The 25,819-nt window shown below is 63.4% G+C and carries 23 protein-coding genes and 1 pseudogene; 18 read left to right on the forward strand and 6 right to left on the reverse strand.

Annotated features, from left to right (window positions below):
- Nucleotides 1-10: 10 nt before the first annotated feature.
- The 13 genes and pseudogenes from NKJ91_RS12655 (at nt 11) to NKJ91_RS12715 (ending at nt 14,155) form a co-directional block, all read left to right on the forward strand.
- Complete coding sequence (locus NKJ91_RS12655; protein WP_352455814.1) at nt 11-877, forward strand: aromatic ring-hydroxylating dioxygenase subunit alpha; 867 nt, start codon at nt 11-13, stop codon at nt 875-877.
- Nucleotides 874-4,023, forward strand: a complete 3,150-nt coding sequence (locus NKJ91_RS12660; protein ID WP_352455815.1) for a molybdopterin cofactor-binding domain-containing protein — start codon at nt 874-876, stop codon at nt 4,021-4,023. Before NKJ91_RS12655 ends, NKJ91_RS12660 begins: the two co-directional genes overlap by 4 nt.
- Nucleotides 4,020-4,508 (forward strand): (2Fe-2S)-binding protein, encoded by a 489-nt coding sequence (locus tag NKJ91_RS12665; RefSeq protein WP_352455816.1) that lies wholly within the window; start codon nt 4,020-4,022, stop codon nt 4,506-4,508. The genes NKJ91_RS12660 and NKJ91_RS12665 overlap by 4 nt, the downstream gene beginning before the upstream one ends.
- The gene (locus NKJ91_RS12670) at nt 4,505-6,010 is read left to right on the forward strand and encodes an aldehyde dehydrogenase family protein (protein ID WP_352455817.1); all 1,506 of its coding nucleotides are present in this window, start codon (nt 4,505-4,507) and stop codon (nt 6,008-6,010) included. The genes NKJ91_RS12665 and NKJ91_RS12670 overlap by 4 nt, the downstream gene beginning before the upstream one ends.
- A gap of 112 nt (nt 6,011-6,122) precedes the next feature.
- Complete coding sequence (gene dgoD, locus NKJ91_RS12675; RefSeq protein WP_352455818.1) at nt 6,123-7,391, forward strand: galactonate dehydratase; 1,269 nt, start codon at nt 6,123-6,125, stop codon at nt 7,389-7,391.
- 5 nt (nt 7,392-7,396) lie between these two features.
- Nucleotides 7,397-8,172 (forward strand): annotated as a pseudogene (locus tag NKJ91_RS12680) (SDR family oxidoreductase).
- A gap of 32 nt (nt 8,173-8,204) precedes the next feature.
- Nucleotides 8,205-9,188, forward strand: coding sequence for a substrate-binding domain-containing protein (locus tag NKJ91_RS12685; RefSeq protein WP_352455819.1), 984 nt, complete (start codon nt 8,205-8,207; stop codon nt 9,186-9,188).
- Nucleotides 9,189-9,285: 97 nt separating this feature from the next.
- Nucleotides 9,286-10,806, forward strand: coding sequence for a sugar ABC transporter ATP-binding protein (locus NKJ91_RS12690; protein ID WP_352455820.1), 1,521 nt, complete (start codon nt 9,286-9,288; stop codon nt 10,804-10,806).
- Entirely contained in the window at nt 10,803-11,804 is a 1,002-nt protein-coding gene (locus tag NKJ91_RS12695) for an ABC transporter permease (RefSeq protein WP_352455821.1), read from the forward strand. The genes NKJ91_RS12690 and NKJ91_RS12695 overlap by 4 nt, the downstream gene beginning before the upstream one ends.
- Before the next feature lie 2 nt (nt 11,805-11,806).
- Nucleotides 11,807-12,607 (forward strand): FadR/GntR family transcriptional regulator, encoded by an 801-nt coding sequence (locus NKJ91_RS12700; RefSeq protein WP_245274602.1) that lies wholly within the window; start codon nt 11,807-11,809, stop codon nt 12,605-12,607.
- A 5-nt stretch (nt 12,608-12,612) separates the two neighbouring features.
- Complete coding sequence (locus NKJ91_RS12705; protein WP_352455822.1) at nt 12,613-13,488, forward strand: aldose 1-epimerase; 876 nt, start codon at nt 12,613-12,615, stop codon at nt 13,486-13,488.
- Nucleotides 13,489-13,691: 203 nt separating this feature from the next.
- On the forward strand, nt 13,692-13,931 hold the full coding sequence (locus tag NKJ91_RS12710; protein WP_352455823.1) for a cupin domain-containing protein: 240 nt from the start codon (nt 13,692-13,694) through the stop codon (nt 13,929-13,931).
- Nucleotides 13,922-14,155, forward strand: a complete 234-nt coding sequence (locus NKJ91_RS12715) for a hypothetical protein (protein WP_352455824.1) — start codon at nt 13,922-13,924, stop codon at nt 14,153-14,155. Before NKJ91_RS12710 ends, NKJ91_RS12715 begins: the two co-directional genes overlap by 10 nt.
- 65 nt (nt 14,156-14,220) lie before the next feature.
- Here NKJ91_RS12715 and NKJ91_RS12720 read toward each other — a convergent pair whose 3' ends face one another.
- The 6 genes from NKJ91_RS12720 to NKJ91_RS12745 form a co-directional block, all read right to left on the reverse strand.
- A complete protein-coding gene (locus tag NKJ91_RS12720; RefSeq protein ID WP_352455825.1) occupies nt 14,221-14,724 on the reverse strand; it encodes a sarcosine oxidase subunit gamma in 504 nt (167 codons plus the stop codon).
- A complete protein-coding gene (locus NKJ91_RS12725) occupies nt 14,717-17,671 on the reverse strand; it encodes a sarcosine oxidase subunit alpha family protein (protein ID WP_352455826.1) in 2,955 nt (984 codons plus the stop codon). Before NKJ91_RS12725 ends, NKJ91_RS12720 begins: the two co-directional genes overlap by 8 nt.
- Nucleotides 17,668-17,964 carry a sarcosine oxidase subunit delta gene (locus NKJ91_RS12730; RefSeq protein WP_352455827.1) on the reverse strand — a complete coding sequence of 99 codons (297 nt, stop codon included), beginning with the start codon at nt 17,962-17,964 and terminating at the stop codon, nt 17,668-17,670. The genes NKJ91_RS12725 and NKJ91_RS12730 overlap by 4 nt, the downstream gene beginning before the upstream one ends.
- 13 nt (nt 17,965-17,977) lie before the next feature.
- Nucleotides 17,978-19,234 carry a sarcosine oxidase subunit beta family protein gene (locus NKJ91_RS12735; protein WP_352455828.1) on the reverse strand — a complete coding sequence of 419 codons (1,257 nt, stop codon included), beginning with the start codon at nt 19,232-19,234 and terminating at the stop codon, nt 17,978-17,980.
- Between the two features lie 10 nt (nt 19,235-19,244).
- Nucleotides 19,245-20,393 (reverse strand): M24 family metallopeptidase, encoded by a 1,149-nt coding sequence (locus tag NKJ91_RS12740; RefSeq protein ID WP_352455829.1) that lies wholly within the window; start codon nt 20,391-20,393, stop codon nt 19,245-19,247.
- A gap of 74 nt (nt 20,394-20,467) precedes the next feature.
- Nucleotides 20,468-21,658: a M24 family metallopeptidase gene (locus NKJ91_RS12745; protein WP_352455830.1), complete on the reverse strand. Its 1,191-nt coding sequence runs from the start codon at nt 21,656-21,658 to the stop codon at nt 20,468-20,470.
- A gap of 237 nt (nt 21,659-21,895) precedes the next feature.
- Here NKJ91_RS12745 and ehuB point away from each other — a divergent pair, with 237 nt between their 5' ends.
- Genes ehuB through NKJ91_RS12770 form a run of 5 tightly spaced genes read left to right on the forward strand, consistent with a single transcriptional unit; the run spans nt 21,896 to nt 25,708 of the window.
- The gene (ehuB, locus tag NKJ91_RS12750; RefSeq protein ID WP_352449795.1) at nt 21,896-22,765 is read left to right on the forward strand and encodes an ectoine/hydroxyectoine ABC transporter substrate-binding protein EhuB; all 870 of its coding nucleotides are present in this window, start codon (nt 21,896-21,898) and stop codon (nt 22,763-22,765) included.
- Nucleotides 22,766-22,819: 54 nt separating this feature from the next.
- On the forward strand, nt 22,820-23,548 hold the full coding sequence (gene ehuC / locus NKJ91_RS12755) for an ectoine/hydroxyectoine ABC transporter permease subunit EhuC (protein ID WP_352455831.1): 729 nt from the start codon (nt 22,820-22,822) through the stop codon (nt 23,546-23,548).
- Nucleotides 23,545-24,204 carry an ectoine/hydroxyectoine ABC transporter permease subunit EhuD gene (gene ehuD / locus NKJ91_RS12760; protein WP_023674259.1) on the forward strand — a complete coding sequence of 220 codons (660 nt, stop codon included), beginning with the start codon at nt 23,545-23,547 and terminating at the stop codon, nt 24,202-24,204. Before ehuC ends, ehuD begins: the two co-directional genes overlap by 4 nt.
- Nucleotides 24,201-24,980 (forward strand): ectoine/hydroxyectoine ABC transporter ATP-binding protein EhuA, encoded by a 780-nt coding sequence (gene ehuA, locus NKJ91_RS12765; protein ID WP_023717024.1) that lies wholly within the window; start codon nt 24,201-24,203, stop codon nt 24,978-24,980. Before ehuD ends, ehuA begins: the two co-directional genes overlap by 4 nt.
- The gene (locus NKJ91_RS12770) at nt 24,977-25,708 is read left to right on the forward strand and encodes a GntR family transcriptional regulator (protein WP_023674261.1); all 732 of its coding nucleotides are present in this window, start codon (nt 24,977-24,979) and stop codon (nt 25,706-25,708) included. The genes ehuA and NKJ91_RS12770 overlap by 4 nt, the downstream gene beginning before the upstream one ends.
- Nucleotides 25,709-25,819 lie beyond the last annotated feature (111 nt).

Below are 25,819 nucleotides of genomic sequence, written 5' to 3' on the forward strand. Positions count from 1 at the left end.
AGTCCCGGTCATGAAGACGACGGACAAGGCGGCACTGGACGACTGGTACGCGGTGGAGACGGCGGCCGATCTAGGTGGCGCGCCAAGCCGCACGCGGCTGCTCGGACAGGACATCGAACTGGTCCGTGACGCCGCGGGCGCAATTACCGTCCGGGAGGTCCTGGACGACGGCGGCCGCGGCCCCGCGCTGCCCGTCCGGCAGCGCTACGGCTGCGTCTGGACCACGCTGGGCGGGCCCGGGAAGGAAATCTTCGAGATCGCCGAGGCATCGGAGCCCGACCGGCGCTACGTGCCCTGCGGCTGGGTGATGATGCGGGCTTCGGGTTTGCGTGTCGTGGAGAACTTCCTCGACATGGCGCATTTCCCCTTCGTGCATACCGACATTCTCGGCTCGGAGCCGCACACGGAGGTGCCGGCCTATCTGAGCGAGATCCGTCGCGACGTGGACGAGGTCTGGGCGACCAACTGCACGTTCTTCCAGCCGCGCATCGCCGCCACGGAAAGCTCCGGCGCGTTCGTGCATCTGACCTTTCGCGTGCCGAGCCCATTCGTGGTGATGCTCTATCGCGTGTGCCCCGTGGCGCCGGACCGGCTCGACGCGATCGCGCTGTTCATTCAGCCCATCGAGGAAGACCTCTGCCGCGCCCAGCCGGTCATGTATCTGGTCGACTCCGCTTCGACGCAGACGGCGCTGCTCAACTTCGAACAGGTCATCTTCCTGCAGGACCGGATCATCGTGGAGAACCAGCGGCCGCTGCGCCTTCCGCTCGAGCCGCGGATGGAAATCCCGACCCGCGCCGACGGGTCCTCCATCGCCTACCGCCGCTGGCTGAAGGAAAGGGGCATCCGTTTCGGCACGGCCGCCGGAGCCACATGACCGAGCCGGGTCTCCAGGTGCTTCGCCCGATCTCCGTTGCCGAGGCGCTGTCATTGGCAGGCGAGGGCGCGTCGCAACTGGTCGCCGGGGGCACGGCGCTGCAACTCGGCTGGGCGAAGGGCCTGCCAAAGCCGCGGCGCCTTGTCAGTATCGGCCGTATCGCTGGCCTGAAGGGCATCCAGCCGGCCGGCGACGGCTTCCGCATCGGCGCACTGACGTCCCTGGGTGCCTTGGAGCGTGACCGGGCGATAGGCGAGACTTTGCCGCTGCTCGCAGCCGCCGTCCGCGCCACGGCGGGACCCGCCGTCCGCAATCTCGGAACGCTGGGCGGCAACGTCGCGGGGCGCACGGGTTGCCTTCTGCCGGCCCTGCTCGCGATCGACGCGAAGCTGGAGATCGTCTCACCGGCTGGGCGCGCCGTCGTGCCGCTCGCGCAATGGTTGGCCGACGCATCGTCAGCGGGCCTCATTGAGACGGTCATTGTTCCACAGCAGCCAACCGCCGCTCGCTGGACCCATCGCAAAGTCGGCCTGCGCGCCGCCTTCACCCCAAGCGTGGCCGGTGTCGCCGGGTTGATCGAAACGGCGGACGATCGTGTCACGATCGCGCGGCTCGCGGCCAGCGGCGGCGGGGAAGCAGCCCGTCTCGGCCACGCCGAAGCGCTGCTCATCGGCCGGCGCCTCCAAGAGATCGATTGGGCCGAGCTGCACGCCGCAATTCTCGAAGGGGCGCCGGCGATCGACGATTCGTGGCGGTCCGGCCGTTATCGGCGCAGTGTCGCGGCGAATGCGCTGGTCTTCGGGCTCGGCGGCAAGTTGTCCCAAGGAGCACATTCGCCGCGCCGGCGGACCGTGCCGTCCGGAAAGCCGCCTGCCGAGGTTCTTGTGTCCCGGTCGCAAACCGGCTCGCGCTGGTACCAGCGGCCGGACGGCGCGCCGAAAATCGCCGGCCGGCTCGAATACCTGACCGACCATCGCGAGCCCGGTATGCTGGTCGGGCGCATTCGGCGCGCTGGCATTCCCCATGCAAGGATCGTTTCCATCGATACGAGCGCGGCCGAGGCGCTGCCCGGCGTCGCGGCGGTTGTCACGCACCGCGACATTGCCGGCAGCAATGCCTTCGGTATTGTCGTGCAAGATCAGCCGGCACTGTGCTTCGACAAGGTCCGCTATGTCGGCGACGCGGTTGCTGCTGTTGCCGCCGTTGACACGCAGACGGCCGAACTCGCGCTTGCTCTCATCAGGGTCGAATACGAGCCTCTGCCAGCCGTGGACGATCCTGAACAGGCGCTCGCCGCTGGAGCGGAGCCGGTCCACGCCTCCGGCAATCTGCAGTGCAGGTTCGAGTTCACGCGTGGCGATGCCGCCGCGGCTTTCGCCAAGGCGGCTCATATCGTCGAGGCTGTCTACGAAACGCCACGCCAGATGCACGGCTTTATGGAGACGGAGGGCGGGTATGCTTTCCTCGGTGCGGATGGCACGCTGAACGTCTTTGCCGGTGGGCAGCATGGCCGGCGCGACCGTATGCAACTCTCGCGCATCCTCGGTCTGCCGGAAGAGCAGATACGGGTGGTCACCAGCCCGACTGGCGGTGCTTTCGGCGGCAAGGATGAGCTGACCGTGCAGCCGGCCTTGGCGCTGCTGGCGCTGAAGACCGGACGCGCCGTGCGGCTGCATCTCGACCGAGCGGAATCCGTCATCGCGGGCACCAAGCGCAATGCCATGCGCATCCACATGCGCACCGCCAGCGACGCCGAGGGTCGGCTGCTCGCCCAGCAGGTGGACGTGATCGCGGATGCCGGCGCCTATGCGTCGCTCGGCCCGGGCGTCCTTGAGACGGCGCTCGAACACGCCTGCGGGCCTTATGTCGTCGGCAACGTCCTCAGCTCAGGCCGGCTCGCCTATACCAACAACGGCGTCGGCGGCGCGTTTCGCGGCTTCGGCGCCAACCAGATGGCTTTCGCGGTCGAGTGCCAGCTCGACCGGCTGGCCGAAGCCGCCAGCATTGACATTGTGGAGATACGGCACCGCAATCTGCGCGAGCCTGGCACGCCGGGCTATCTCGGCCAGGAGGTCGCGCCGTCTGAACGCCTGGCCGAGATGCTGCAAGCCGCCGCCGCCGATCCGATCTGGGCTAAGCCGCGCGGTCCGTCGTTCGACGGCTATGAGACGATCGGCGTCGGGATGGCGATGAACTATCAAGGCAACGGACTAGGCACGCTGCCGCCGGACCCGGCCGGAGGCGCGTTGCGCCTGGCTCCGGACGGTATGATCGAAGCTCTCTATGGCTTGGACGAGATGGGGCAGGGCCTGCTCACCTCGGTGACGGCCGCGGTCGCCAGTGCGCTCGGCTGCGGCCGCGACGATGTCCGGCCGATCACGGGCGATACGGCCGCGACGCCCGAATCCGGTTCCTCTACCGCCTCGCGGGGCACCTACGTGGTCTGGCGGGTCGCGGCAGTCGCGGCGCCACCTTTTGCGCGCGATCTGCTGGCCGCAGCCGGCCAGTTGCTTGGGCGCGATGCCGGCACGCTGGCACTGGCACCCGGCGGCATCGTCGAGCGACATTCCAACAGCAGCGCACTGTTGATGAGTTTCGCCGAGCTTGCCGAGGCGCTGCCTCCGGAAAACCTGCCCTCTGCCGCAGCCAGCTTCGAGTTTCCGAAATCGGACTATCTGGAGCGCAATGCACGCCTGATCTTCGCCTTCGGCGCGACACTGGCGCGCGTTGCCGTCAGCCGCATCACCGGACAGGTACGCGTGCTCGATCTCCACCAGCACACCGCAGCCGGACCGATGCTCGATCCCGCCGCCTATCTCGGCCAGATCGAAGGCGGCAGCGTCCAGGGGCTGGGCTTCACCCTCACCGAGGACGCGGCCATGCGGGATGGCCGGTATCTTGCCGGCAACCTCGATTTCTACATGCTGCCAAGCATTGCCGACGCGCCGGAAAGCCTCACGACCTTCGCGTTGGAGGATCTCGACAAGTGCGACCCGTTCGGGCCTCGCGGGGCAGGCGAGCTTGGCATCGGCGCCGTGACCCCAGCCATCGTCAACGCGATTGCGGACGCCATAGGCGTTTGGCCCGAGCGCATCCCGGTCGATCCTGAATGGGTGCTCGACGCCTTGCAGGGGATTGCGGCGTGAGCGCCGACATCGAGATCGCCTTTGACCTCAACGGCTGCCGCCAGGCGCTGGCCGTGCCCGCCGAGTTGCGCCTGATCGACCTGCTGAGCGATCATCTCGGCATGACCGCCGCCAAGAAGGCTTGCGGCATCGGTCGCTGCGGCGCCTGTTCCGTGCTGATGGACGATCGCGCCGTCAATGCTTGCTTGCTCATGTCGTGGCAACTCGACGGCGCCACCATCATCACCCCGGAAGGTTTCGACGACCTTCCCGAAGCCGCCGTCCTGCGCGAGATTCTTGCGGCCGAAAACGCCTTCCAGTGCGGCTACTGCGCACCCGGCTTCACTGTCGCGCTGACCGCGCTGCTGCGCGAGAACCCGGCTCCCGACGAGTCCCAGATCCGCGCCGCGCTCGAAGGCAACATCTGTCGCTGCACGGGCTATCATTCCATCATCCGCGGTGCTCTCGCCGCGGTCGAGGCACTCGGTCGCGGGATGCGGACATGACGATCACCATTCGAAACGGCGAACCCAGGCACGAAGGCGTCAAGGCGTTCCTGGCCAAACCTAGAATGCAGCACCTGATCGGCGGCGGCTGGTGCGACGCCAGCGATGGCGGAACCTTGCCTGCGACCGATCCTGCGAGCGGCGGCACGCTCGCGCTGCTGGCGCAAGGCACAGCCGATGACGCCGGGCGCGCCGTTGCTGCGGCGCGTGCTGCTTTCGAGGGCGAGAGCTGGCGCGACATGACGCCGTCGGCGCGCGGCAAGCTGCTGTGGCGCATCGCCGACCTGATCGAGCGCCATGCCGATGAGCTTGCGGAGATCGAGACGCTCGACCAGGGAAAGTCGCTGAAGACTTCGCGCTTCGCGGAGGTTCCGGCTTCGGCCGAGCAGTTCCGCTATTTTGCCGGTTTTGCCACGAAAATCCTCGGCACGACAATTCCCACCTCCATCGGCCATCAGCCGGCAGGCAGGAAGATTTTCGCCTATACGGCGCGCGAGCCGATCGGTGTTGTGGCGGCCATAACGCCATGGAATTCGCCGCTGCTCATGGCCTCGATGAAGCTCGCCCCGGCGCTTGCGGCCGGCTGTGCGATCGTGCTCAAGCCGGCTGAGGAAACGTCGCTCAGCGCGCTGCGGCTTGGTGAACTGATGATCGAAGCCGGCTTGCCGGACGGCGTCGTCAACATCGTGACCGGTCTCGGTGAAACTGTGGGCGCGGCGCTAACCGCACACCCCGATGTCGATAAAGTCGCCTTCACCGGTTCGACGGAAGTCGGAAAGATGATCGTCTCCGCAGCGCGCGGCAATCTGAAGAAACTGACGCTCGAACTGGGCGGCAAGTCGCCGGCCATCGTCATGCCGGATGCGGAAATGGAGCTCGCAATCCCCGGAATCGCGCGGGGGATCTTCGCCAATGCAGGCCAGGTCTGCGTCGCCGGCTCGCGTGTCTATGCGCATCGCTCGATCTACGACCGTCTGGTGGAGGGCCTGGCAGCGGAGGCGCGAAAGCTGCGTCTCGGACACGGGCTTGACCCGGATACCGACCTTGGTCCGCTGGTCAACGGGACCCAGGCCGCGCGCGTCGCCTTCTATGTCGACGATGGCGCTTCTGGTGGCGCCGAGATCGTCGCCGGCGGCCGGCGCTTCGACAATTTCTTCGAGCCGACCGTCGTCACCGGCGTGCGTCCGGACATGCGCATGATGCGCGAGGAAATCTTCGGCCCCGTCGTTGCTGTGATGCCGTTCGACGATGTCGAGGAGGCGATCAGCCATGCGAACGACTCGCCCTACGGCCTCGCCGCAAGCGTCTGGACCCGCGACCTTTCCACTGCGCATCGCCTTGCAGCACATATTCGATCGGGCACCGTCTGGATCAATTGCCATTCCTACTTCTCGCCGGAATTGCCGAAGGGCGGCCACAAGCAATCCGGTTGGGGCTATGAGAACGGCGCACCAGGCCTGGAGAACTATCTCGAGACGAAAACGGTCTGCGCGGTGATTTAGCCGCGCCTTTTCCGCGATGTTCGCGGATCGGAGGCTGACAGCCCTTCCATCGGCGGACAAGGATTGATCGAAAATTGCTCGGATCCTCCTGAGGACCAGTTCCTTGACGGCCTTGGTCGACATCGACGTTGCGCTTGACTCGTCCATATTATCCATAATAAATCATACATATTGCCATCGAAAAAAGGCGGCAGGTCTGGGAGGAGCAATGAAAATCACGGCCATCAAGGCGCGCGTCTGCAATGCGGAAATGCGCAACTGGGTCTTCGTCCGGGTCGAAACCGACGAGCCCGGTCTGTTTGGCTGGGGTGAGGCAACGCTGGAATGGAAGACCCGAGCCGTCGTTGGGGCGCTTCAGGACCTTGAGGCCCTGCTCATCGGGCAGGATCCGCGCAACGTGGAGCAGTGCTACCAGATACTTACGCGCCACGGATTTTGGCGTCTTGGCGTCGAGGGAATGTCTGCCGTCAGCGGCATTGAGATCGCGCTCTGGGACATCCTGGGCAAATCATTGGGAGTCCCCGTCTGGCGCCTTCTGGGCGGACAGGTTCGCGACTATCTGCGCACCTACACGCATCTCGGCCTCGGAGACATGAAGGCGGTCTATGAGACCGGATCCGCGGACGCGATCGTGGAACGCGGACGCATCGTGACGCAGGCAGGCTACGATGCTGTCAAGGTCGTCTGCATTCCCTACACCCACTACCTATCGCCTGCGAAAGCCGTTGATTCTGTCGCCAACATGGTTGGCTCACTTCGCGAGGCCATAGGTCCGGACATTGACATCATGGTCGATTTCCATGGACGCCCTGCATCCGTTAACGCTGCGATGGATTACCTCAGAGCAATCGAGCCGGCCCGCATCATGTTCGCGGAAGAACCCGTGCCGCCCGAAGATGTTGCCGGACTGGCGCATATCACGGCGCGATCGGCCGTGCCGATCGCTTCCGGCGAGCGGCTGATCGGACGTCGCGAATTCACGCACTCGATCGCAGCCCGTGCCTTCAACATTGCCCAGCCTGATATCTGCCACACTGGCGGTCTGCTGGAGACAAAGAAGATCGCGGCCATGGCGGAAACCGCAGGCATCGGCCTTGCGCCGCACAACCCGCTCGGTCCGATCGCTGGCGTCGCTGCTCTTCACTTCGGCATATCGACGCCAAACGTCGTCATTCAGGAGGAGATGTCCGGTGCCGTCGCCTGGTACGACGAGGTCGTTACCTGGCCAATTCGGCGCAAACCAGGCCGCTGGGACCTGCCCGAACTGCCGGGCCTTGGCGTCACCGTCAATGAGGACGTCATCGCACGTCACCACTTTAAGCAGGAAGTGCTGCATGCCCGCAATGCCGTCATGCCGGACGGCACCGTGGTTGACTGGTGAATGCAATGGCAGGCCGGCTGCAAGGAAAGATCGCAATCGTCACGGGCGCCGGCCAAGGCATAGGTGCCGCCACCGCCCGGGCTTTTGCGATGCATGGGCAAAGACCGTCATTGCCGAACTGAATGCGGCAAGCGGCAAAGCGATCGACGACGAACTGCGTGCCGGAGGCGCCGACGTATTGTTCGTCGAGACGGATGTCACGGACGCATCCGCGGTCGCGGACATGGTCGCCCGCACGATCACGAGCTATGGCGGCGTCGACGTTCTCGTCAACAATGCAGGTGCCAACGTCTTCTACGAACCATTGATGATGCCGGATGAGGAATGGGAGCGCTGCCTCAAGCTCGACCTCCAGGCCGCGTGGTTCTGCGCCAAGGCGGTTTTGCCGACGATGCTGGCGAAGGGCTCGGGGTCCATCGTCAACATAGCGAGCTGTCACGCATTCCAGATCATTCCCCATACGTTTCCGTATCCGGTCGCCAAGCATGCACTTTTGGGCCTGACCCGTTCGCTGGCCATCGAATATGCCGCACGCGGTATCCGGGTGAACGCGATCGCCCCCGGCTATATCGAGACGCCAATCGCGGAAGCCTACTGGAACACATTCCCGAACCCCGCCGAGGAGAAGCGGCGAGCCTACGACCTCCATCCGCCCAAGCGAATTGGCCGGCCGGACGAGGTTGCAATGACGGCGGTTTTCCTCGCTTCGGACGAAGCGCCGTTCATAAATGCCGAGACGATCACCATCGATGGTGGGCGCTCGGTTCTCTACCACGACTAGCAACCACCATAGAGCTCTCAGGGAGGACATTCATGAAAACCACAACAAAGGCTTTGGCGACATTTGCGGTATTGGCTGCCGGACTGATAAGTGGCGCAGCAAGCGCAGACGACATCAAGATCGGCTACATCAACAAGATGGGAGACCACCCATGGTTCGTCGCCGAAGTCGGCGGCGCCAAGAAAGCGGCTGAGGCGGCAGGGGCCGCATTCGTGTCGCAGGACGTTCAGTTCGACGCCAATTTGACGATCACGACCTTCGATACAATGGTCGGCGACGGTGTGAAGGGAATCGCCATCGTCGTCCCCGACAAGGCGCTGGGACCGGTCATCGCGGAGAAAGCAAAGGCCGCAAAAATTCCCTTGGTGGCGGTGGACGACGATATTTATTACCAGGATGGCACCCAGGTCCCCTATGTCGGCATGAATGCTTACAATATCGGTGCGCGGGTGGGCGAAGAGCTTGCCAAGCTCTACAAGGCTGAAGGCTGGGCGGGCAAAGAGGTGCGCATCGCCTCGATCGAGGACCGCAAGGCCGATACCTGCATGCAGCGCAACAAGGGCGCGGAAGAAGCGTTCCTGAAGGCGGTGCCCGATTTCAAGCCGGGCAACATCGTTCGCGTCCCCTACGACAACACGATGGTGAACGCCATCGACGTGATGACCACCACACTGACGGCCAATCCCAGCGTCACGAACTGGATATTCTATTCATGCAACGATGACGGCGTGCTGGGTGGTGCGCGAGCCCTGGAAAACGCCGGCTACACCGCGGACCAGGGCATGGGGATCGGCATCGACGGGAGCCGCGCCTGCGATGCCTTCGGATCCGGAAAGCCCTCGGCGTTCCGTGGTACGATGTGGCTCAATTCGGAAAATCATGGCGCGCTGGCGGTGAAGATTCTCTTGGCCTCCATCAAGGACGGAACGAAGCTTCCCGTTCAATCCTTCACTGACCCGGAATACATCACCGCCGACAATTTTGCGTCGGACTACAAAGCCAAGCTCTGCCACTGAACCAGATATGCGTCATGCGCCGCAGTGCGCATGACGCTCTTTGGGCCGGCAGTTCGTCGGCGGGCACACGGGATCGATCCTCGGGAGTGAGCTTTTGATGCAATCGGATTTCTTCTCGCTCGACAGGATATCGAAGCGCTTCGGCGTCGTGCAGGCGCTCGACAATGTCTCTATTGCCTTTCGGCCAGGAGAGGTGCTTGCCCTGGTTGGCGAGAATGGCGCCGGCAAGTCGACAATGATGCGAATTCTCGAGGGCGTGTTCGCACCGGACACCGGCACCGTGCTGCATGGCTCCACGCCGATCGTTTTCAGCGAACCGCGCGACAGCCACAGAGCCGGAATACGTGTCATCCATCAGGAGCCGGAGATCGTTCCGAACCTGACCGTGGCCGAGAACATTTTCGTCGGCGAACTGCCGCGGCTGGCAGGCGTCCTGCTCGACTGGCACAGGCTCGAGGACCAGACTGATAAGGTGCTTGCGACCTTCGGCATGCAGCGGGATATGCTGGCGCGTCAACTCTGCAGCACACTCGGTCCGGCACAGCGCCAGATGATCGAAATCATGCGCGCCATACGTGCCGGCGGCCGGCTGATCGCATTCGATGAGCCGACCTCGTCACTGACCGACGACGAAGCGCGCCGTCTGTTTTCAGTAATTCGCCGGCTGCGCGGCGAGGGCACTTCGATCGTCTACATCTCTCACAGGCTGAACGAGGTCATCGACCTTGCGGATCGCATTGTCGTTTTGCGGGACGGCCGGCTGGTCGATGATTCCCCCGCTGCCGGTGCCAGCGAGCAGACCATAGCCAAGCTCATGGTGGGCCGCGACATAGCCGATCTGTTTACGCGCGAGACGTGGCAATCGGGGCAACCGTTGCTGGAGGTGACGGGCCTGACCACCGACCACGTCACCGATGTGAGCCTCAAGGTCCGCCGTGGCGAGGTGCTCGGCATTGCCGGCCTTATGGGTGCGGGTCGATCCGAACTGGCAAAGGCGATTGTCGGCTATGATAGGCGCGTCGACGGAACCATAACGATGAATGGTGTGCCCGTTGGCCCTAACAGCCCGCATGCAGCGATCGTGGCGGGCATCGGCTTTGCCCCGGAAGACCGCAAGCACGAGGCGCTGCTGTTGTTCCGAAGCATTCTTGATAACGCATCGCTTTGCGTGCCCGACAGAACGTCGACCTTCGGCTTCTTCAACCGGCGCAAGGCACTGGAGATCGTCTCACCGCTTGCAGCAAAGATGTCGATCAAGGCGCCCAACCTCGACGAACAGGTTTCGAAATTATCGGGTGGCAACCAACAGAAGGTCGTTCTCGCGCGCTGGCTTGCGCGGCAGCCGATGCTTCTCATCCTCGACGAGCCGACCCGCGGCATCGACATCGGCGCCAAGGCGGAAATCTATCGCCTGATCGACGAACTCGCCGCCAGCGGCATCGGCATAATCCTGATTTCCTCGGAAATGCCGGAACTGATCGGGCTCGCCGACAGGGTGCTTGTCATGGCTGGAGGCAGGATCACGGCCGAACTTTCCCGCCCTGACATCGACGAGGCCACGATCCTGAAACACGCCATGCCGCAATCTGGACCATCGCTCGGAGGACAAATTCAGTGAACAGCCTTGAGCTCAGGACAGCAACAACACAAACCGACAACAGGCGCGCTTCCTTGCGCATCGCAGAGCGCATCGGCATTCACAACATAAGCCTTCTTATTGCTCTCGCCATTCTCGTGCTCATTTTCGGCACCCTGAGAGGCGACGTGTTCTTCTCCAGCCGAAATCTGCTGAACATCGGTCTAGGCATTACCATCCTGGGCGTTCTGGCGATGAGCCAGACCGTGGTTATTGTCGCCGGAGGGCTCGATATTGCCGTCGGCGCAATTGTCGGTCTGACCACAGTATCGACGGCAATGGCCATCCAGGCCACCGGATCACCCGCCGCGGGCATTCTTGCCGGCCTGGTCCTGGGCGGTCTTGCCGGCCTCGTGAACGGCATCATCATCACCTATGGGCGGGTCAACGCTGTCATCGCGACTCTCGGTACGATGGCGATCTTCCGCGGCATCGCGTTCATCATGTCCGATGGGCAATCGATCGCGATTTTCAGCGACACTTTCCGCTTCATCGGGATCGGACGAATCCTCGGCCTGCCTCTGCTGATCTGGATTCTCTTGCTGACCGCGATCGTGTTCCATCTCTTCCTTGCCCGCTCGATCGTTGGCCGCAACATCTATGCCCTGGGCGGCAATCCCGTTGTCGCACGCTTCTCCGGCATCAACATCAACCGCTACCGCGTCGGCATCTACATCATGAGTGGAGTGGCGGCCGGATTGGCCGGGATTCTGTTGGCTGCCCGTACCGGCTCCGGGCAGCCCGTATCCGGATCCCAAGGCCTGGAACTCGAGGCCATCACAGCGGCCGTTCTTGGGGGCTGCGCCTTGCAGGGCGGCAAGGGCACGATCGTCGGCGCACTGCTGGGCGTCGCCATCATTGGCGTCCTCAACAACGGAATGATACTGACGTCCGTGCCAACCTTCTATCAGTTGCTTGCCAAGGGCTCGCTGCTGATACTTGCTGTGGTAATTGCCGAGTACCACTTGAACAGGACATGACGATGGACGCGGCGATCGCTTCGACTGGCCAAGGCAAGCAGGACATTCCTGCCGCAGATGGCACCACGTCATCGCTCAAGGATCGCATCGCACGCGATCTCGGACAGCGCATCCTCGCCGGCTCCTACGCCCAGCACTCCGTCCTGCCGACGGAAGCCGAGCTTTGCGTTATCTACGGGGCGAGCCGCACCGCGCTTCGCGATGCTCTTCTGACGCTTTCGGCGAAAGGCTTGATCGAGGCGCGCAAGCGGGCCGGGACGCGTGTGCGCGTGTCGAGCGAATGGAACAGGCTGGATGCACAGGTTCTGGAATGGATGCGCGATATCGAGCCCGATCTCGATTTCGTCCGCGGATTGATCGAGGCGCGGCTGGTCATTGAACCCGCTGCCGCCCAACTTGCGGCCAAGATGGCGACGTCAGGCGATCTCGCAGTCATCGAAGCGGCCTATGAAGCCATGCGCATTGCTCCGCAGGACGATCTCGCTGCGTGTCTCGATGCCGACGTCAGGTTTCATACCGCCATCCTTCGTGCCAGCCGCAACCCGGTGTTCGCCAATCTCGGCAATATGCTTGCGGCCGCCCTCAGCTTCTCCTTCCGCTTGACCACATCGGCCACCGCTAATTACCAGCAGACGCTGAGCGCGCATGGCGACGTGCTGGAGGCAATCAGGATGCGGAGGGCCGACGATGCACACGATCAGATGAAGGCGCTCATCGGGATCGCGTCGAACGACCTTCTTGCAGTGGCTCGCAAAGGCCGCCATCAACAGCCGATCGCCGCTGCCAAGGCCGATACCGTCTGAAGCGGATGGTCGGGACGATCAAGATCAGAAGCGGAGACCTGTCTGCTGAAATCGTCCCATCGCTTGGGGCAGGTCTTGCGAGGTTCGACTATGGGCGCGTGCCGCTCTTCAGGCCTTGGCCAAACGGCGGGAGCAGCAAACCGCTCGACCTTGCCTGCAACCTGCTTTTGCCATGGTCAAATCGCATCTCGGGCGGCGGGTTCACATTCGACTCCAAATTCCTCGAACTGCCTGCCAATGTTGCAGGCGAGCCCTTTCCCATTCACGGCAATGGATTTTCGAGCGAGTGGGACGTCGACAGCGTAACGCAGGACAACGCAAAGCTGTCGCTCATCAGCAACGGGCCCGGCCCATACCGATATCGCGCCGACGTGAGCTACGCGCTGGCCGGACAGGGGCTCGAGCTGAAACTTCGCATCGTCAATCGGGCCTCGATCAGATTGCCGTTCGGGCTTGGCATCCATCCATGGTTCCCGAGAACGGCACGAACCGCGCTTCATGCGCCGGCCTCGCAGGTTTGTCTCGAACTGCCCAACCACCTCCCTGAACGGTTTGTGGATGTCAAAACCCATCCCGATTGGAATTTCGGCGCCCCAGTCGTATTGCCGAGTGGATGGATAAACAATCTGTTTGCCGGTTGGAACGGCGTCGCTACCATATCGTGGCCGGAGCACAGTTGCAGCCTGCGGATTGAAGCTTCATCGCCCTTGAATTTCTACCTGGTCTATTCGCCATCGGACGAGAGCGACTTCTTCTGTTTTGAACCGGTCAGTCATGCTGTCGATGCTCACAATCGTGGTTCGATCGACAAATGGAATGGACTGTCGGTGCTTGGGCCCGGCGAGAGCCTGGCAGCCCGTTGCAGCTTTGCCGTCAGTTAGGCGGACCGCTGCGGCGCCCTCGAATTGGCGGATGTCGGCCAGCATGTCCGGTGAGAATGAAGCCGGCTTTTCGTCCAAACGGAGCTTGGGAAGAGGGAACTCCGGCGACCGGGAACCCGTGAGCCAGTTCGACGTTTGCCGGATGTCGCTGCGCAGCTCGTCTGCTTGACGGCCCACCAAATGTGTCTGGCAGGATTGGATCAATGACGGATGTTGAACCAAAAGAATTCGTGCTCGCAGGCATCGTCATGAAGCGACTGGTCTCCGGCGAACAGACGGGAGGCTTGTTGAGTCTCTTCGAAAACAGAAGCGACGGGCACACGAAAACGCCAATCCATGTTCATGCGAATGACGACGAGACGGTCTACGTCATCGAAGGGCAGTTGACCGCGGTTGTGGCCGGCGAGGTCCGAACGCTCTCGCCGGCGAGAGCATGTTTTTGAAGCGCGGGATCCCGCACCAGCTCATGAATCCCGGCAACCAGCCCGTTCGCTACATCCTGATAGACACGCCAAGTGTGTTCGAGCAGTTTCTCGCCGAAGGTGGCCATGAACGCAGCAAGGGAGAGGTGGTCGGGCCGCCGACGCCTGCCGATATCGAGCGGCTCAAAGTAGCCGCGCCGAAGTTTGGGATTACGCTTCTGCAGGACTGGCCGGCAAGAGAGTAGATGGCTTCGTGATGGCGGCTTGGATCGCCGCTAAAGCCGGCCCTTGCCCGAGGAACCGGTATTGGCTAGCCGCCGGCAATCCAATCCGAGAGGCTGCGGGCAAAACTTCGCGGCACGATGAGTTCGCACGCGGTCTCGCCGGTGCGCAGGAAGAGCACGGGCACGTGATGGAAGGATGTTTGCACGGCGCGGCCCGGAGCGGCGGTCGGCGCGTGCCAGTTGACGGCAATGCAGCCGGACAGAAGCCTTGCGATACCAGGGCCGGCCATTTTCAAACGAACACGACCTTCCCCGAGGGGCACGGAACAGCCGAGATCGGGGTCGACGACAAGGGCTGGCGCTTCTGTGCCTTCGTCGAGAGCCAGCCAAAGGCGGCGAGGTGCAACGCGGATGGTTAAAAGGCCCTTGTGGCGAACCGTCTCTCCGACCGAAGCGGGAAGTTTCGTGTTGAGCGACGCCGAGACGCTCTTTTCGAATTGTCTCAGTGTCGCGTCCCAGCCCTCGATCTGGATAAGCGGACAATCCGCCACGGACAGGCTGAAATCCCGAGAAGAGGTCAAGCTAGCCATGCAGCCGTTCTCCCTGCGGATCGATGAATACCGGCGAGACAACGCGGGCGCGAACCGTTTCGGCCTTCATCGGATAGACCGCCACGACCTCGCTTCCTTCTGCCGCGACATCACCGGCAAGCAGGGCCAACCCGACATAATGGCCGCGTTCGGGGCTGAAAGTGACGGAGGTGACACGACCGCGCCCATGGCCATGGGGTTTCTCATCCGGCAGGAACAGGATGGCGCCGCCGCGCAGGCGTTTTCCCTCTTCGATGCATTCCAGCCCGACCAGACGCTGCCGGTTGGGCGCCCGGAGGGCAGGGCGCCGTCGCAGGACGTCGCCGACGAAGCCGCTGCGCTTGCCGGCCATGCGGCCGAGGCCGAGATCGTCGAGCGTCGTGCGCCCATCGATCTCCGGTCCGGCGACATGGCCCTTTTCGACCCGCAGCGCGCCAAGCGCCTCGACACCGTAAGGCTTCAGGTCGAAGGGTCTGCCGGCTTCGAGCAAGCGGCTCCAGAGCTGTTCACCGGCAGTGGCGCCGACATAGACTTCGTAAGCGCGCTCGCCGGAATAACTGAGACGCAGGATGCGGAGCGCACGGCCCTCCCATTCGCTTTCGAGTAGTCCCATGTGCGAAAGCGCCTCCTCGGAAACGTCGAGAGCGGGAAACGCTGCATTCAGGATCGCGCGGCTGTTAGGCCCAGCAACCGACATCGCCGCCCATTCATCGCTGACCGAGGTAACGGCCACGCGCAAATCCGGCCAGGCCGTGTCGAGCAGGAATTCGAGACGCGACAGCACATCGGCGGCCTTGGCGGTCGAAGTGGTCATGAAGAACCGGTTTTCCGCTAGCCGCGTCGTGGTGCCGTCGTCGAAGACGATGCCGTCGTCGCGCAGCATGACGCCGTAGCGGGCGCGGCCTATCGCCAGTTTGGCAAAGCCGTTGGCATAGACGCGGTCGAGGAAGATTGCCGCATCCGGGCCCTGGACATCGATCTTGCCGAGCGTGGAGATGTCCATCAGGCCCGCCGCCTGACGTACGGTCCGCATTTCGGCGACGTAGGCCTCGTTCACGTTACGCCCCGACTGCCGGTAGAAATAGGGCCGCATCCAGAGCCCGACCTCGAGCATCTCGGCGCCGTTCGCCATGTGCCAGTCATGCATCGGCGTGCGGCGGATCGGCTTGAAATGATGGCCGATGGCGCGCCCGGCAAGCGCGCCGATCGCCACGGGCGTATAGGGCGGCCGAAAGGTCGTAGCGCCGGTCTCGGGGATTGTTACCTTGCGCAGGGCGGCCATCGCGGCAAGTGCGGCAAAATTGCTGGTCTTGCCCTGGTCGGTGCCCATGCCGAGCGTGGTGTAGCGCTTCAGGTGCTCGACCGATTCATAGCCCTCACGATGGGCGAGCTCGATATCCCCGGTCGTCACGTCCATCTGGAAATCGACGAAGGCCTTTCCACGTCCAACGGAAGGGATCTCGCGAAGTGAACTCGTGGCGGTCTCGTCCAGATCGAGTTTCGACGGAGCGGGCACCGGCGCCGACTTGCCGCAGGAGGCTGCGGCCTCGCTACCGGCGCGATGACCGTCGTCGATGGCATCGGCCGTCGCATAGGTTCCCATCATCGCGCCGGCGCCGAACCGGCCGGCCGGAAACGAACCCGGCACGAAGCCGTCGATGTCGTCGCGGTAGGTGGGCTTGCTCCCCAGGTGCGAGGTGAGATGCACAGTTGGCGACCAGCCGCCGGAGATGCAGACCAGGTCACAGGCGGCCGAGGACTGGCCCTCCGGCCCGTTGAGCGTTACTTGCCTGACGGCATGGCCGCCGTGCAGGTCGACGATGCGCGTTGCGGCCCGCACCACCACGCCGAGCCGTGCGGCTTCCGCGGCAAGTGCTGCGGGCGGGACGGCGCGCAGATCGGCAACCGTCACCTCCGCGCCGGCTGCGGCATAGTCGAAGGCGGTGCGCCAGGCACCGTCATTGGTGGTGGCGACAATGATTTTCTTGCCCGGCAGGACGGCGAAACGGTTGAGATAGGTCCGGGCGGCCGAGGCAAGCATCACGCCGGGCCGGTCATTATTCGAGAACACGATCGGCCGCTCGATGGCGCCGGTGGCGAAAACAATCGAGCGGGCGCGCAGCATAGTGACCGTTTGGCGGGCCTCGCCATTCGGCTTCGGATCGGTTGGATCGCGCTGTTTGACCAGTCCAAGGACATTGCCGTCATAGCTGCCGAAAGCGGTCGTCCGCTTCATCAGCGCGACGGTTTCGAAGCCCTCCAACTCGGCCTCGGCCTGCCTCAACCATCCAGCCGCTGCGCTGTCGGACGGTTCCGCCAGAAGCTGGCCGCCAAGCAGGAAATCCTGCTCGATCAGCGCAACCCGCGCCCCGGCCGCGGCCGCTGCCCGCGCCGCCGACAATCCCGCCGGGCCGCCGCCGACAATGGCGACATCGGCGAAGGCATGACGAACCTCATAGCGGTCGGGATCCGAGCCGGTGCCGGCTCTACCCAGGCCGGCCGCCTTGCGGATGAAATGTTCGTAGAACATCCAGGCGCGGCGCGTCGGGCCCATGAAGGTCTTGTAGTAGAAGCCGGCGGACAGAAACGGTGCCAACAGCCCGTTGACGCTTTGCACGTCGAAGGCAAGCGATGGCCAGCGGTTCTGACTCTCCACGACCATGCCGTGGGCGAGTTCCAGTGTCGCCGCCGGCAGGTTCGGCTCGCGCCTGCCGGCGCTCCCGAGCGTAACCAGCGCATTCGGCTCTTCGGGCCCGGCGGAAAAAATGCCGCGCGGGCGATGATATTTAAAGCTGCGACCGACCAGCGTGACGCCATTGGCGAGCAGCGCAGAGGCAAGCGTGTCACCGCGATATCCAGCCAGCTTGCGGGCGTCGAAGGTAAACTCGACCGGCTGCTCGCGGTCGATGCGGCCACCTAACGACAGCCGTTTGCGGTTCGAACTCATGCCGGGGATTTCCTTAGAGTTGATTTCCTGGCCCGCAATTTTCTGGCGAAGTCGACGGATGCGACGGCATGGTTGCGGGTGTCGCGTTCGACCACCAGCCATTGCCGGCAACCGGTCACGTGCTGCCAGAATTCACGGTGCGGGCCGGCCGGGTTTGTCCTGATATAGACGTAGCGGTACCAGGCCTCCGGATCGGGATCGTCATGGGCCGGACGCGTGACCGAGGCATCGCCGCCATAGCGGAACTCGTCATGGTCGCGCGGGCCGCAGCAGGGGCATTTGATGCGCAGCATTTTGTCCCGCCTCCTATTGCAGCCAGGCGGAAGGGCCGACACCGGCCTCATCGAGCGTGTGGCCGGTGCGGAAACGATCGAGCCCGTAGGCCGCGACCAAGGGATGCGGCTTGCCGGTGGCGATCGTGTGGGCGAAGCACCAGCCGGACGCCGGCGTCGCCTTGAAGCCGCCATAGCACCAGCCGCCGTTGAGATAGAGGCCGTCGATCGGCGTCGGGCAGATGATCGGGCTGGCATCGGGAGTCATGTCCATGACGCCGCCCCAGTGGCGCAGCAGCCGGACGCGCGAAATGCACGGCATCAATGCAATCGCCGCCTCCGCCACCTCGCGCACGACGCCGAGATTGCCGCGCTGGGCGTATGAATTGTAGCCGTCGAGATTGCCGCCGAAGACCAGTCCGCCCTTGTCGGACTGGCTGACGTAGAAATGGTCGGCGCCGTAAGCGACGACGTGATCTACCAACGGCTTCAGCGGCTCGGTGACGAAAGCTTGCAGCACATGGCTTTCGATCGGCAGTTCAAGCCCGGCCTTGGCGCCGAGCACGGACGTGTGGCCAGCGACCGCGAGGCCGACCTTGCCGGCGCCGATCCGGCCTTTCGTCGTTTCGACGCCGACGATACTGTCGCCGTCGCGGACAAAGCCTGTCAGTTCGCAGTTCTGGATGATGTCGACGCCATGGCCGTCGGCAGCGCGCGCATACCCCCAGGCGACGGCGTCGTGGCGCGCCGTGCCCGCCCGGCCCTGGAAGATGGCGCCATGGATCGGGAAGCGGGCGGTGTCGGAAAAGTCGAGATAGGGCACGAGACGGCGCACCTCGTCGCGGTCGAGGATATCGGCATCAATGCCGTTCAGCCGCATGACATTGGCGCGGTGGCTGAAGCCGTCGAGCTGATCGGCCGAATGCGCCGTGACGAGCTGGCCGCGCTGCGAGAACATGACATTGAAGTTCAGCGCCCGCGACATGCCCTCCCAGAGCTTCATCGAGAATTCGTAGAACTGGGTGTTGCCGTCGAGCAGGTAGTTGGAGCGGATGACGGTGGTGTTGCGGCCGACATTGCCGCCGCCGACATAACCCTTTTCGAGCACGGCGACGTTACGGATGCCGTGGTTCTCGGCGAGGTAGAAGGCGGTGGCGAGGCCGTGTCCGCCGCCGCCAATAACGATCACGTCATAGGACGATTTTGGCTCCGCTGCCCGCCAGGCGCGCTGCCAATTCTTCTGGCCGGACAGCGCGTTGCGCAAGATCGAAAATGCCGAGTAGCGCGCCATGTGTGCAGGCCTATCGAACGATCGGGCCGGCCGGCGTGCGGGTGAGCACTTCAGCGCCCGCATCGGTCAACAGCACCGTGTTGGAAACGAAGTCATCGCCGCGACCGGTGCCCATCAGCCACGACAGGATGTGGAAGCTCATCCCGGTCTCGATCTCGAGGTCGGAATCGTGCCTCAAGCCGGTCACCGAATTGCCGCCGGTCCATGATGGCGGCTGGCCGGCGCCGACAAGATAACCGCAGTGATGGCGGCGATAGTGGGAAAGACCCGCCTCGTCAGCGACAGCCTGCCAGGCGGCGTAGACATCGCGCGCCTTGGCGCCCGGCCGCAACGCCTCGACGACAGCGTTGAACGCCTTGGCGGTCACTTCCGCCATTGCGGCGTCTTCGTCGCTGATGTGGCCGATGCGAACGAGCCGGCCGAGCGGGGCGTGGTAGCGTGAGATGCACCCGGACAATTCGACAAAGACCGGCTCGCCCTTGCGGTAGATCCCGTCGCCCCAGGTCGTGTGTTCTTCACCCAGGCGCGCGGCCGGGCGGATGAACGGTCCGAAGCCCGGCGCATGACCGCCGGCGCGGATCATTGCCGCAACACATTGGGCGGCGACCTCCTGTTCGGAAGCGCCATCCGAGATCGCGGCGATCGCGGCATCGGCACCGGCGTCCGTCACCTTTGCGGCCCGCCGCATCAGCACTTGTTCGTCGGCGCTCTTCACCCGCCGCATCTTGTCGATCAGACCGGAGACATCGCTCCACTTGGCATCGGCTTGCATCTGGAGTGCCACGGCAAGTCCATGGCTAAGGCCGGCCGTCCAGTATTCGAGACCGATCCGCTTGCCGGACAGGCCGAGCTCCGCAAGCACCCGCGCGGCAAGGTCGGCCGCCGTTTCGCTGTCGGAGTGACCACGGAATTCCGCTGCCTTTACCTGCTTCTCGATCGTCACCATTTCCATCGAGCGGGTGACCAGGACAGGTTTTCCCTGGAGCGGGACGATCAGCAGGTGAGGGGCAAAATACCCCCAGTGATCGAGCCCGGTGAGATAGAAGACGTTCTCCGGCGAGGCAAAGACCGCCCCGTCGAGCTCGCGCTCAACCAGTGCAGTACGGACCTTGGCAAGGCGGCCGGCGATTTCGGCTTCGGAAAACGGATTGCGGTCCATCGGGCGTCCTCGTGCTTGTTGCCGGCTTGCTGGCGGGCATGGTCTTTTCGGCAGCCGGTTTCCCGGCCGCCATGTCAGTCGATGACGACGAGTTCGGGCGCCACGTCGCAGAGGCGTTCGCCGCCGCGTTCCGTGACGACGAACGATTCCGAGATGGCGATGCCGAAATCGTCGAGCCAGACGCCGGCCATGAAATGGAAGCACATCCCAGGCTGCATCTCGGTGGTGTCGCCGGCACGAAGGCTTGCGGTGCGTTCACCCCAATCGGGCGGATAGGCGAGCCCGACCGGATAGCCGACGCGGCTTTCCTTCTTCAGCCCGTTCTTCCTCAACACTGCCTGCCAGGCGGCTTCCACCTCCTCGGCGGTGTAGCCGGGGCGCGCCTTCTCGAGGCCAGCGTCGACGCCCTCGACGATCGCCTTGGCCATGTCGAGGATGGCTTGCGGCGGCTGGCCAAAATGCACCGTCCGGGTCAGGGCCGCATGGTAGCGGCGCCGCACGCCGGCGATCTCCAGAATGGCGAGGCCGCTGTCCGGCAGCGGCGCGTCGGACCACGTCAGATGCGGCGTGCTGGTGCCCTCGCCAACGGGCATCAGCGGACAGATCGCGGCATAGTCGCCGCCCGCTCCGGGCACGCCTATGATCTGTGCGTGATAGATTTCCGCAATGACATGGTTCTGAGGCACACCGGGCCGCATTTTCTCGATGGCGCGGTTCATGGCATGCGTGCAGATCGCACCCGCCTCGCGGATCAGCACCAGCTCGGCCTCGGATTTGACCAGCCGCGCCCAGTTGACGAGATCGTGGTTGTTGGCGAAGTGCGCGTCGGGCAGCCCTTGGACCAGATGGGCGTGGCAGCGCGCCGTATAATAATGCGCGTCCATCTCGACGCCGATGCGGGCCTTTCCCCAACCACGCGACCGGATCAGTTGGGCGAGTTCGTCATAAGGGTGTTCGAGGGGCTGCTGCACCAGCCGTTCCGAGAACGGCACGATGTTTTTCTCCGGCAGGCCGGTGGTCAGGCGTGCGCTCTTGGCATCCTGTGCCCTGCCGAACCAGATCGGCCGGTCTTCCTCCAGATGGACGAGCACGCACTGCGGAACGTAGAACGACCATCCATCATAGCCGGTCAGCCAGCACATGTTGGCGGGATCCTGACAAACGATGAGATCGAAGCCGGCTTTTTGCATGCGTGTCTTCACGCCGGCGAGGCGCTGCCCATACTCCGCTTGCCTGAATGTCCCGAAGCCGTTCGCGGTCGCCACCGAAATCCTGCCTTCCAGGTACGCCGTTTGCCTTTTGTAAGTGGCAACTAGGCCAAATTGTGCACAACTCGACGTCAATTTGCTGGCTAACTGCGAATTATCGCCGAATTTTCATGGTTTCTATATCTCTGCTTGCGAAATGTCTAGGGCAGTTGTATACGTCTGATCAAGCAGGCGTCGACCTCGAAGAAGGCCGCGCCCTGGGAACCATCCACAGTTGTCCAATGGGAGAAAAGCATGCTCAAATCATCGATATCGCGCCGTATGGTCGTGAAGGCGGCTGCCTGCATCGCGCTCGCCGCGACGTCATTGACGTCGTTGTCCGCTCACGCGGAAACCACCCTCGAACGGGCCAAGAAGGACGGCTACATCCGCGTCGGTTTCGCCAACGAGGCGCCGTTCGGTTACGCCACGCCAGACGGCAAGCTGACCGGCGAGGCCCCTGAAGTCGCCAAGGCGGTGCTCGCCAAGATGGGCATACCGCAGGTCGACGGTGTTTTGACCGAATTCGGCTCGCTCATTCCGGGTCTCAAGGCCGGCCGCTTCGACATCATCGCCGCCGGCATGTTCATCACTCCGAAGCGCTGCGCCGAGATCAACTACTCCGAGCCGTCCTACGGCATCGGCGAGGCTATGCTGGTGGCAAAAGGCAATCCGAAAGGCATCAAGGATTTTTCCAGCATCAAGGACAATCCGGATCTCAAGCTCGCCGTGATGGCCGGCGCCGTTGAAGGCGGCTTCGCCAAGGAAGCGGGCGTTGCCGATGGGCAGATCGTCTCCTTGCCTGACCAGTCCAGCCTGGTCGCCGCCGTCCAGTCGGGCCGCGCCGACGCTGCCGCGCTGACTGCTCTTTCGATCGCCGACATGGCCAAGAAAGCCGACGGTGTCGAATCGACCAAGCCCTTCGGCGAGGTTGCCGGCAAGTCGGTGAAAGGCCATGGCGGCTTCGGCTTCCGCAAGGAAGACACCGACCTGCAGGAGGCGTTCAACGCCGAACTGAAGAAGTTCCTCGGTTCGCCGGAGCATATCGCGCTGGTCGAGCCACTCGGCTTCGGCAAGGACTATCTCCCCAACAAGACCACCGCAGAGCTCTGCGCGGGCAAATAGGTTCCCAACTGCTGGCGGCGCGAAAGCGCCGCCCTTTTTCCTTGGGGGAATCGCATGGGTATCCGTACGCTCGTTGCCATGCTGGTCATCGCGCTTGTCGTGATCGGTGCCTTGGCAACACAGGAATCATATCAAGTGTTTATGCCGGGGCTGCTGCAAGGCGCGGTCCTGACGGTCGAGATCGCCGTCCTCGGCAGCCTGCTCGCAATTATCATGGGCGTGCTTGCAGCACTTGCAAGGATGTATGGCCCGACGCCGCTCAGATGGCTGGCCACGGTTTACGTCGAGATCTTCCGCGGAACGTCGGCACTGGTGCAATTGTTCTGGCTGTTTTTCGTGCTCCCGCAATTCGGCGTCACGATCAACGCATTCGTTGTGGCGGTGCTCGCGCTCGGCCTGAATGTCGGCGCCTACGGATCGGAGTGCGTGCGCGGCGCGATCCTGTCCGTCGCCCGCGGGCAGTGGGAAGCGTGTACGGCATTGAACATGAGCCGCCCGCAGATGTTGCGCCGGATCATTCTGCCGCAGGCCTTTGTCGCGATGATCCCGCCCTGGGGCAATCTGTTCATCGAGCTTCTGAAATCGACGGCGCTGGTCTCGCTGATCACGCTTTCGGATCTCGCCTTCAAGGCGCAGCAAATGAACCAGAACACGTTCAAGACCATTCCGATCTTCACCCTCGTCCTTCTGATGTACCTGGCAATGTCGCTGGTTGTGACCATCGGCATGCGGCTTCTCGAAAGGCGGGCGTCGCTCGGACTGGCGCGGGGGAAGGCGGCATGATCTGGGATTGGGGATTTGCCCTGGAAATCCTGCCGGTGCTTGCCCGCGCCGCCGTCATTTCCATTGAAGCGACGCTGATCGGCTTTGCGCTTGCCGCCTCGCTCGGTCTGGTGCTGGCGGTCGTCCGCATCGCCGTGCCGTGGACCAGCTGGACGATTTCGGTGCTGGTCGAGCTGATCCGCTCGACCCCGCTGCTCATCCAGATATTCTTTCTCTATTTCGTCTTTCCGAAATTCGGTGTCGTGCTCGACGCTTTCACCGCCGGGGTGCTGGCCATCGGCATCCACTACGCCGCCTATTGCTCCGAGGTCTATCGCGCCGGTTTCGACAACATCCATCGCGGCCAGTGGGAAGCTTCGATCGCGCTCAATCTCTCGTCCTGGACGACGTTCCGCGACATCATCATTCCGCAGGCGATCCCGCCGATCGTTCCGGCGCTCGGCAATTATCTGGTGGCCTTGTTCAAGGAAACGCCGTTGCTTTCCGCAATCGCCGTGATGGAACTGATGCAGACCGCCAAGATCATCGGCTCCGAAACGTTCCGCTACACCGAGCCGATCACGCTGGTCGGCCTGTTTTTCCTTGCCATGAGCCTGGTTTCGGCGGCGCTCATCCGCTCCCTCGAAGGGCTGCTCAACCGGAGGACCACCCGATGACTGAACAACCGATGGTCCGCTTCGACAATGTATCGAAACGCTACGGCACGTTAACCGTTCTCGACGGGCTCAATCTCGAAATAGCGCGCGGCGAAAAAGTCTCGGTCATCGGTCCGTCGGGTTCGGGCAAGACGACGGTGCTGCGCATGCTGATGACGCTGGAGACGATCAATGACGGCGTCATCTGGGTCGAAGGCGAGCCGCTGACTCATATGGAGAGGAACGGCAAGCTTGTTCCCGCCGATCTCGCCCACATCCGCAAGATCCGCGCCAAGATCGGCATGGTGTTCCAGTCGTTCAACCTGTTTCCGCATATGACGGCGATGCAGAACTGCATCGAGGCGCCGATAACGGTGCTCGGAATGAAGCGGGCGGACGCCGAGGCAAGGGCGGCCGAGCTGCTGGAGCTGGTCGGTCTGGCCCAGAAGAAGGACCACTATCCGTCACAGCTTTCCGGCGGCCAGCAGCAGCGCGTCGCCATCGCCAGGGCGCTGGCCATGCGGCCCAAGATCATGCTGTTCGACGAGGTGACGTCGGCGCTCGACCCGGAGCTTGTCGGCGAAGTGCTGCAGGTGATAAGGCAGATCGGACGCGAGCATGATCTAACCATGCTTATGGTCACCCACCAGATGGGCTTCGCCAAGGAGTTTTCCGACCGCGTTTGTTTCTTCTATCAAGGCAAGATCTGCGAGCAGGGACCGCCAAGCGAACTGTTTGGTGCTCCCAAGAACGAGCGGACACGGCAATTCCTGCACGCTGTCCTGGAGGCTGGGTGACGATCGAGACAGAGGCCAAGCCGCCCACGACGGTGACCGCCGCGCCGCCGCGCCCGCTCTCCGCGCGGGAGCGGTTCGAGCGCATCTACCGGATATTGCGCGACCGCATCTGCCTGCTCGATTATGCGCCGGGAAGCCACCTGTCCGAGGAAGAACTTGCCCAGGAATTCGAGATCAGCCGCACGCCGGTCCGGCGTGTGCTGGCGCGCCTCGAATCCGAGGGTCTGGTTCAATCCGTCCACGGCGTCGGCACGATCGTCACCGACGTCGACATCGAGGAATTGCAGCAGGTCTATCATCTTCGCCTGGAGCTGGCGCTCCTCGTCGGCAAGCTTTCGCCGATCCCGCGCACGGCGGACGACCTCGACCGGATACGGGCGCTCATCGCGCGCTGCGATTCCGACATACTCAATCCCGACCAGCGCGCTTTCCTGCGCCTCAACATGGATTTTTTCTACGAACTCACAGCCATGACCGGCAACCAGCCGCTGCGCGAGATCAGTGAGCGCCTGTATTTTCAGGTCGCGCGCGTCGTCCTGAAGCTGATGCCGCAATTGGGCCTTGTCGAGGAATTCACCGCGTTCCGCCGCGAAATGGAAGAGGTCCTTGCCGCCGCCGAGATCGGCGACTGGGAGTCCATCGGGCACATAAGGCGGGCGCATATCTCAATGAGCTTCCGCCGCATGATGCGTCACGCAGGCGAGGCGAATCTGGATAGAGCTACATAATCAGCCCCCCGTAAGATTGTGCTGGTGGACTGCCGTCGAACTGGCTTCGTTTGCCAGGGAAAGCAGGCCGCCCGCCCCGATCCCGACAGAATTTGCCAGCACCGGGAATGA

It is taken from the genome of Mesorhizobium sp. M0040, assembly GCF_040323505.1.
Classification (GTDB): Bacteria; Pseudomonadota; Alphaproteobacteria; order Rhizobiales; family Rhizobiaceae; genus Mesorhizobium.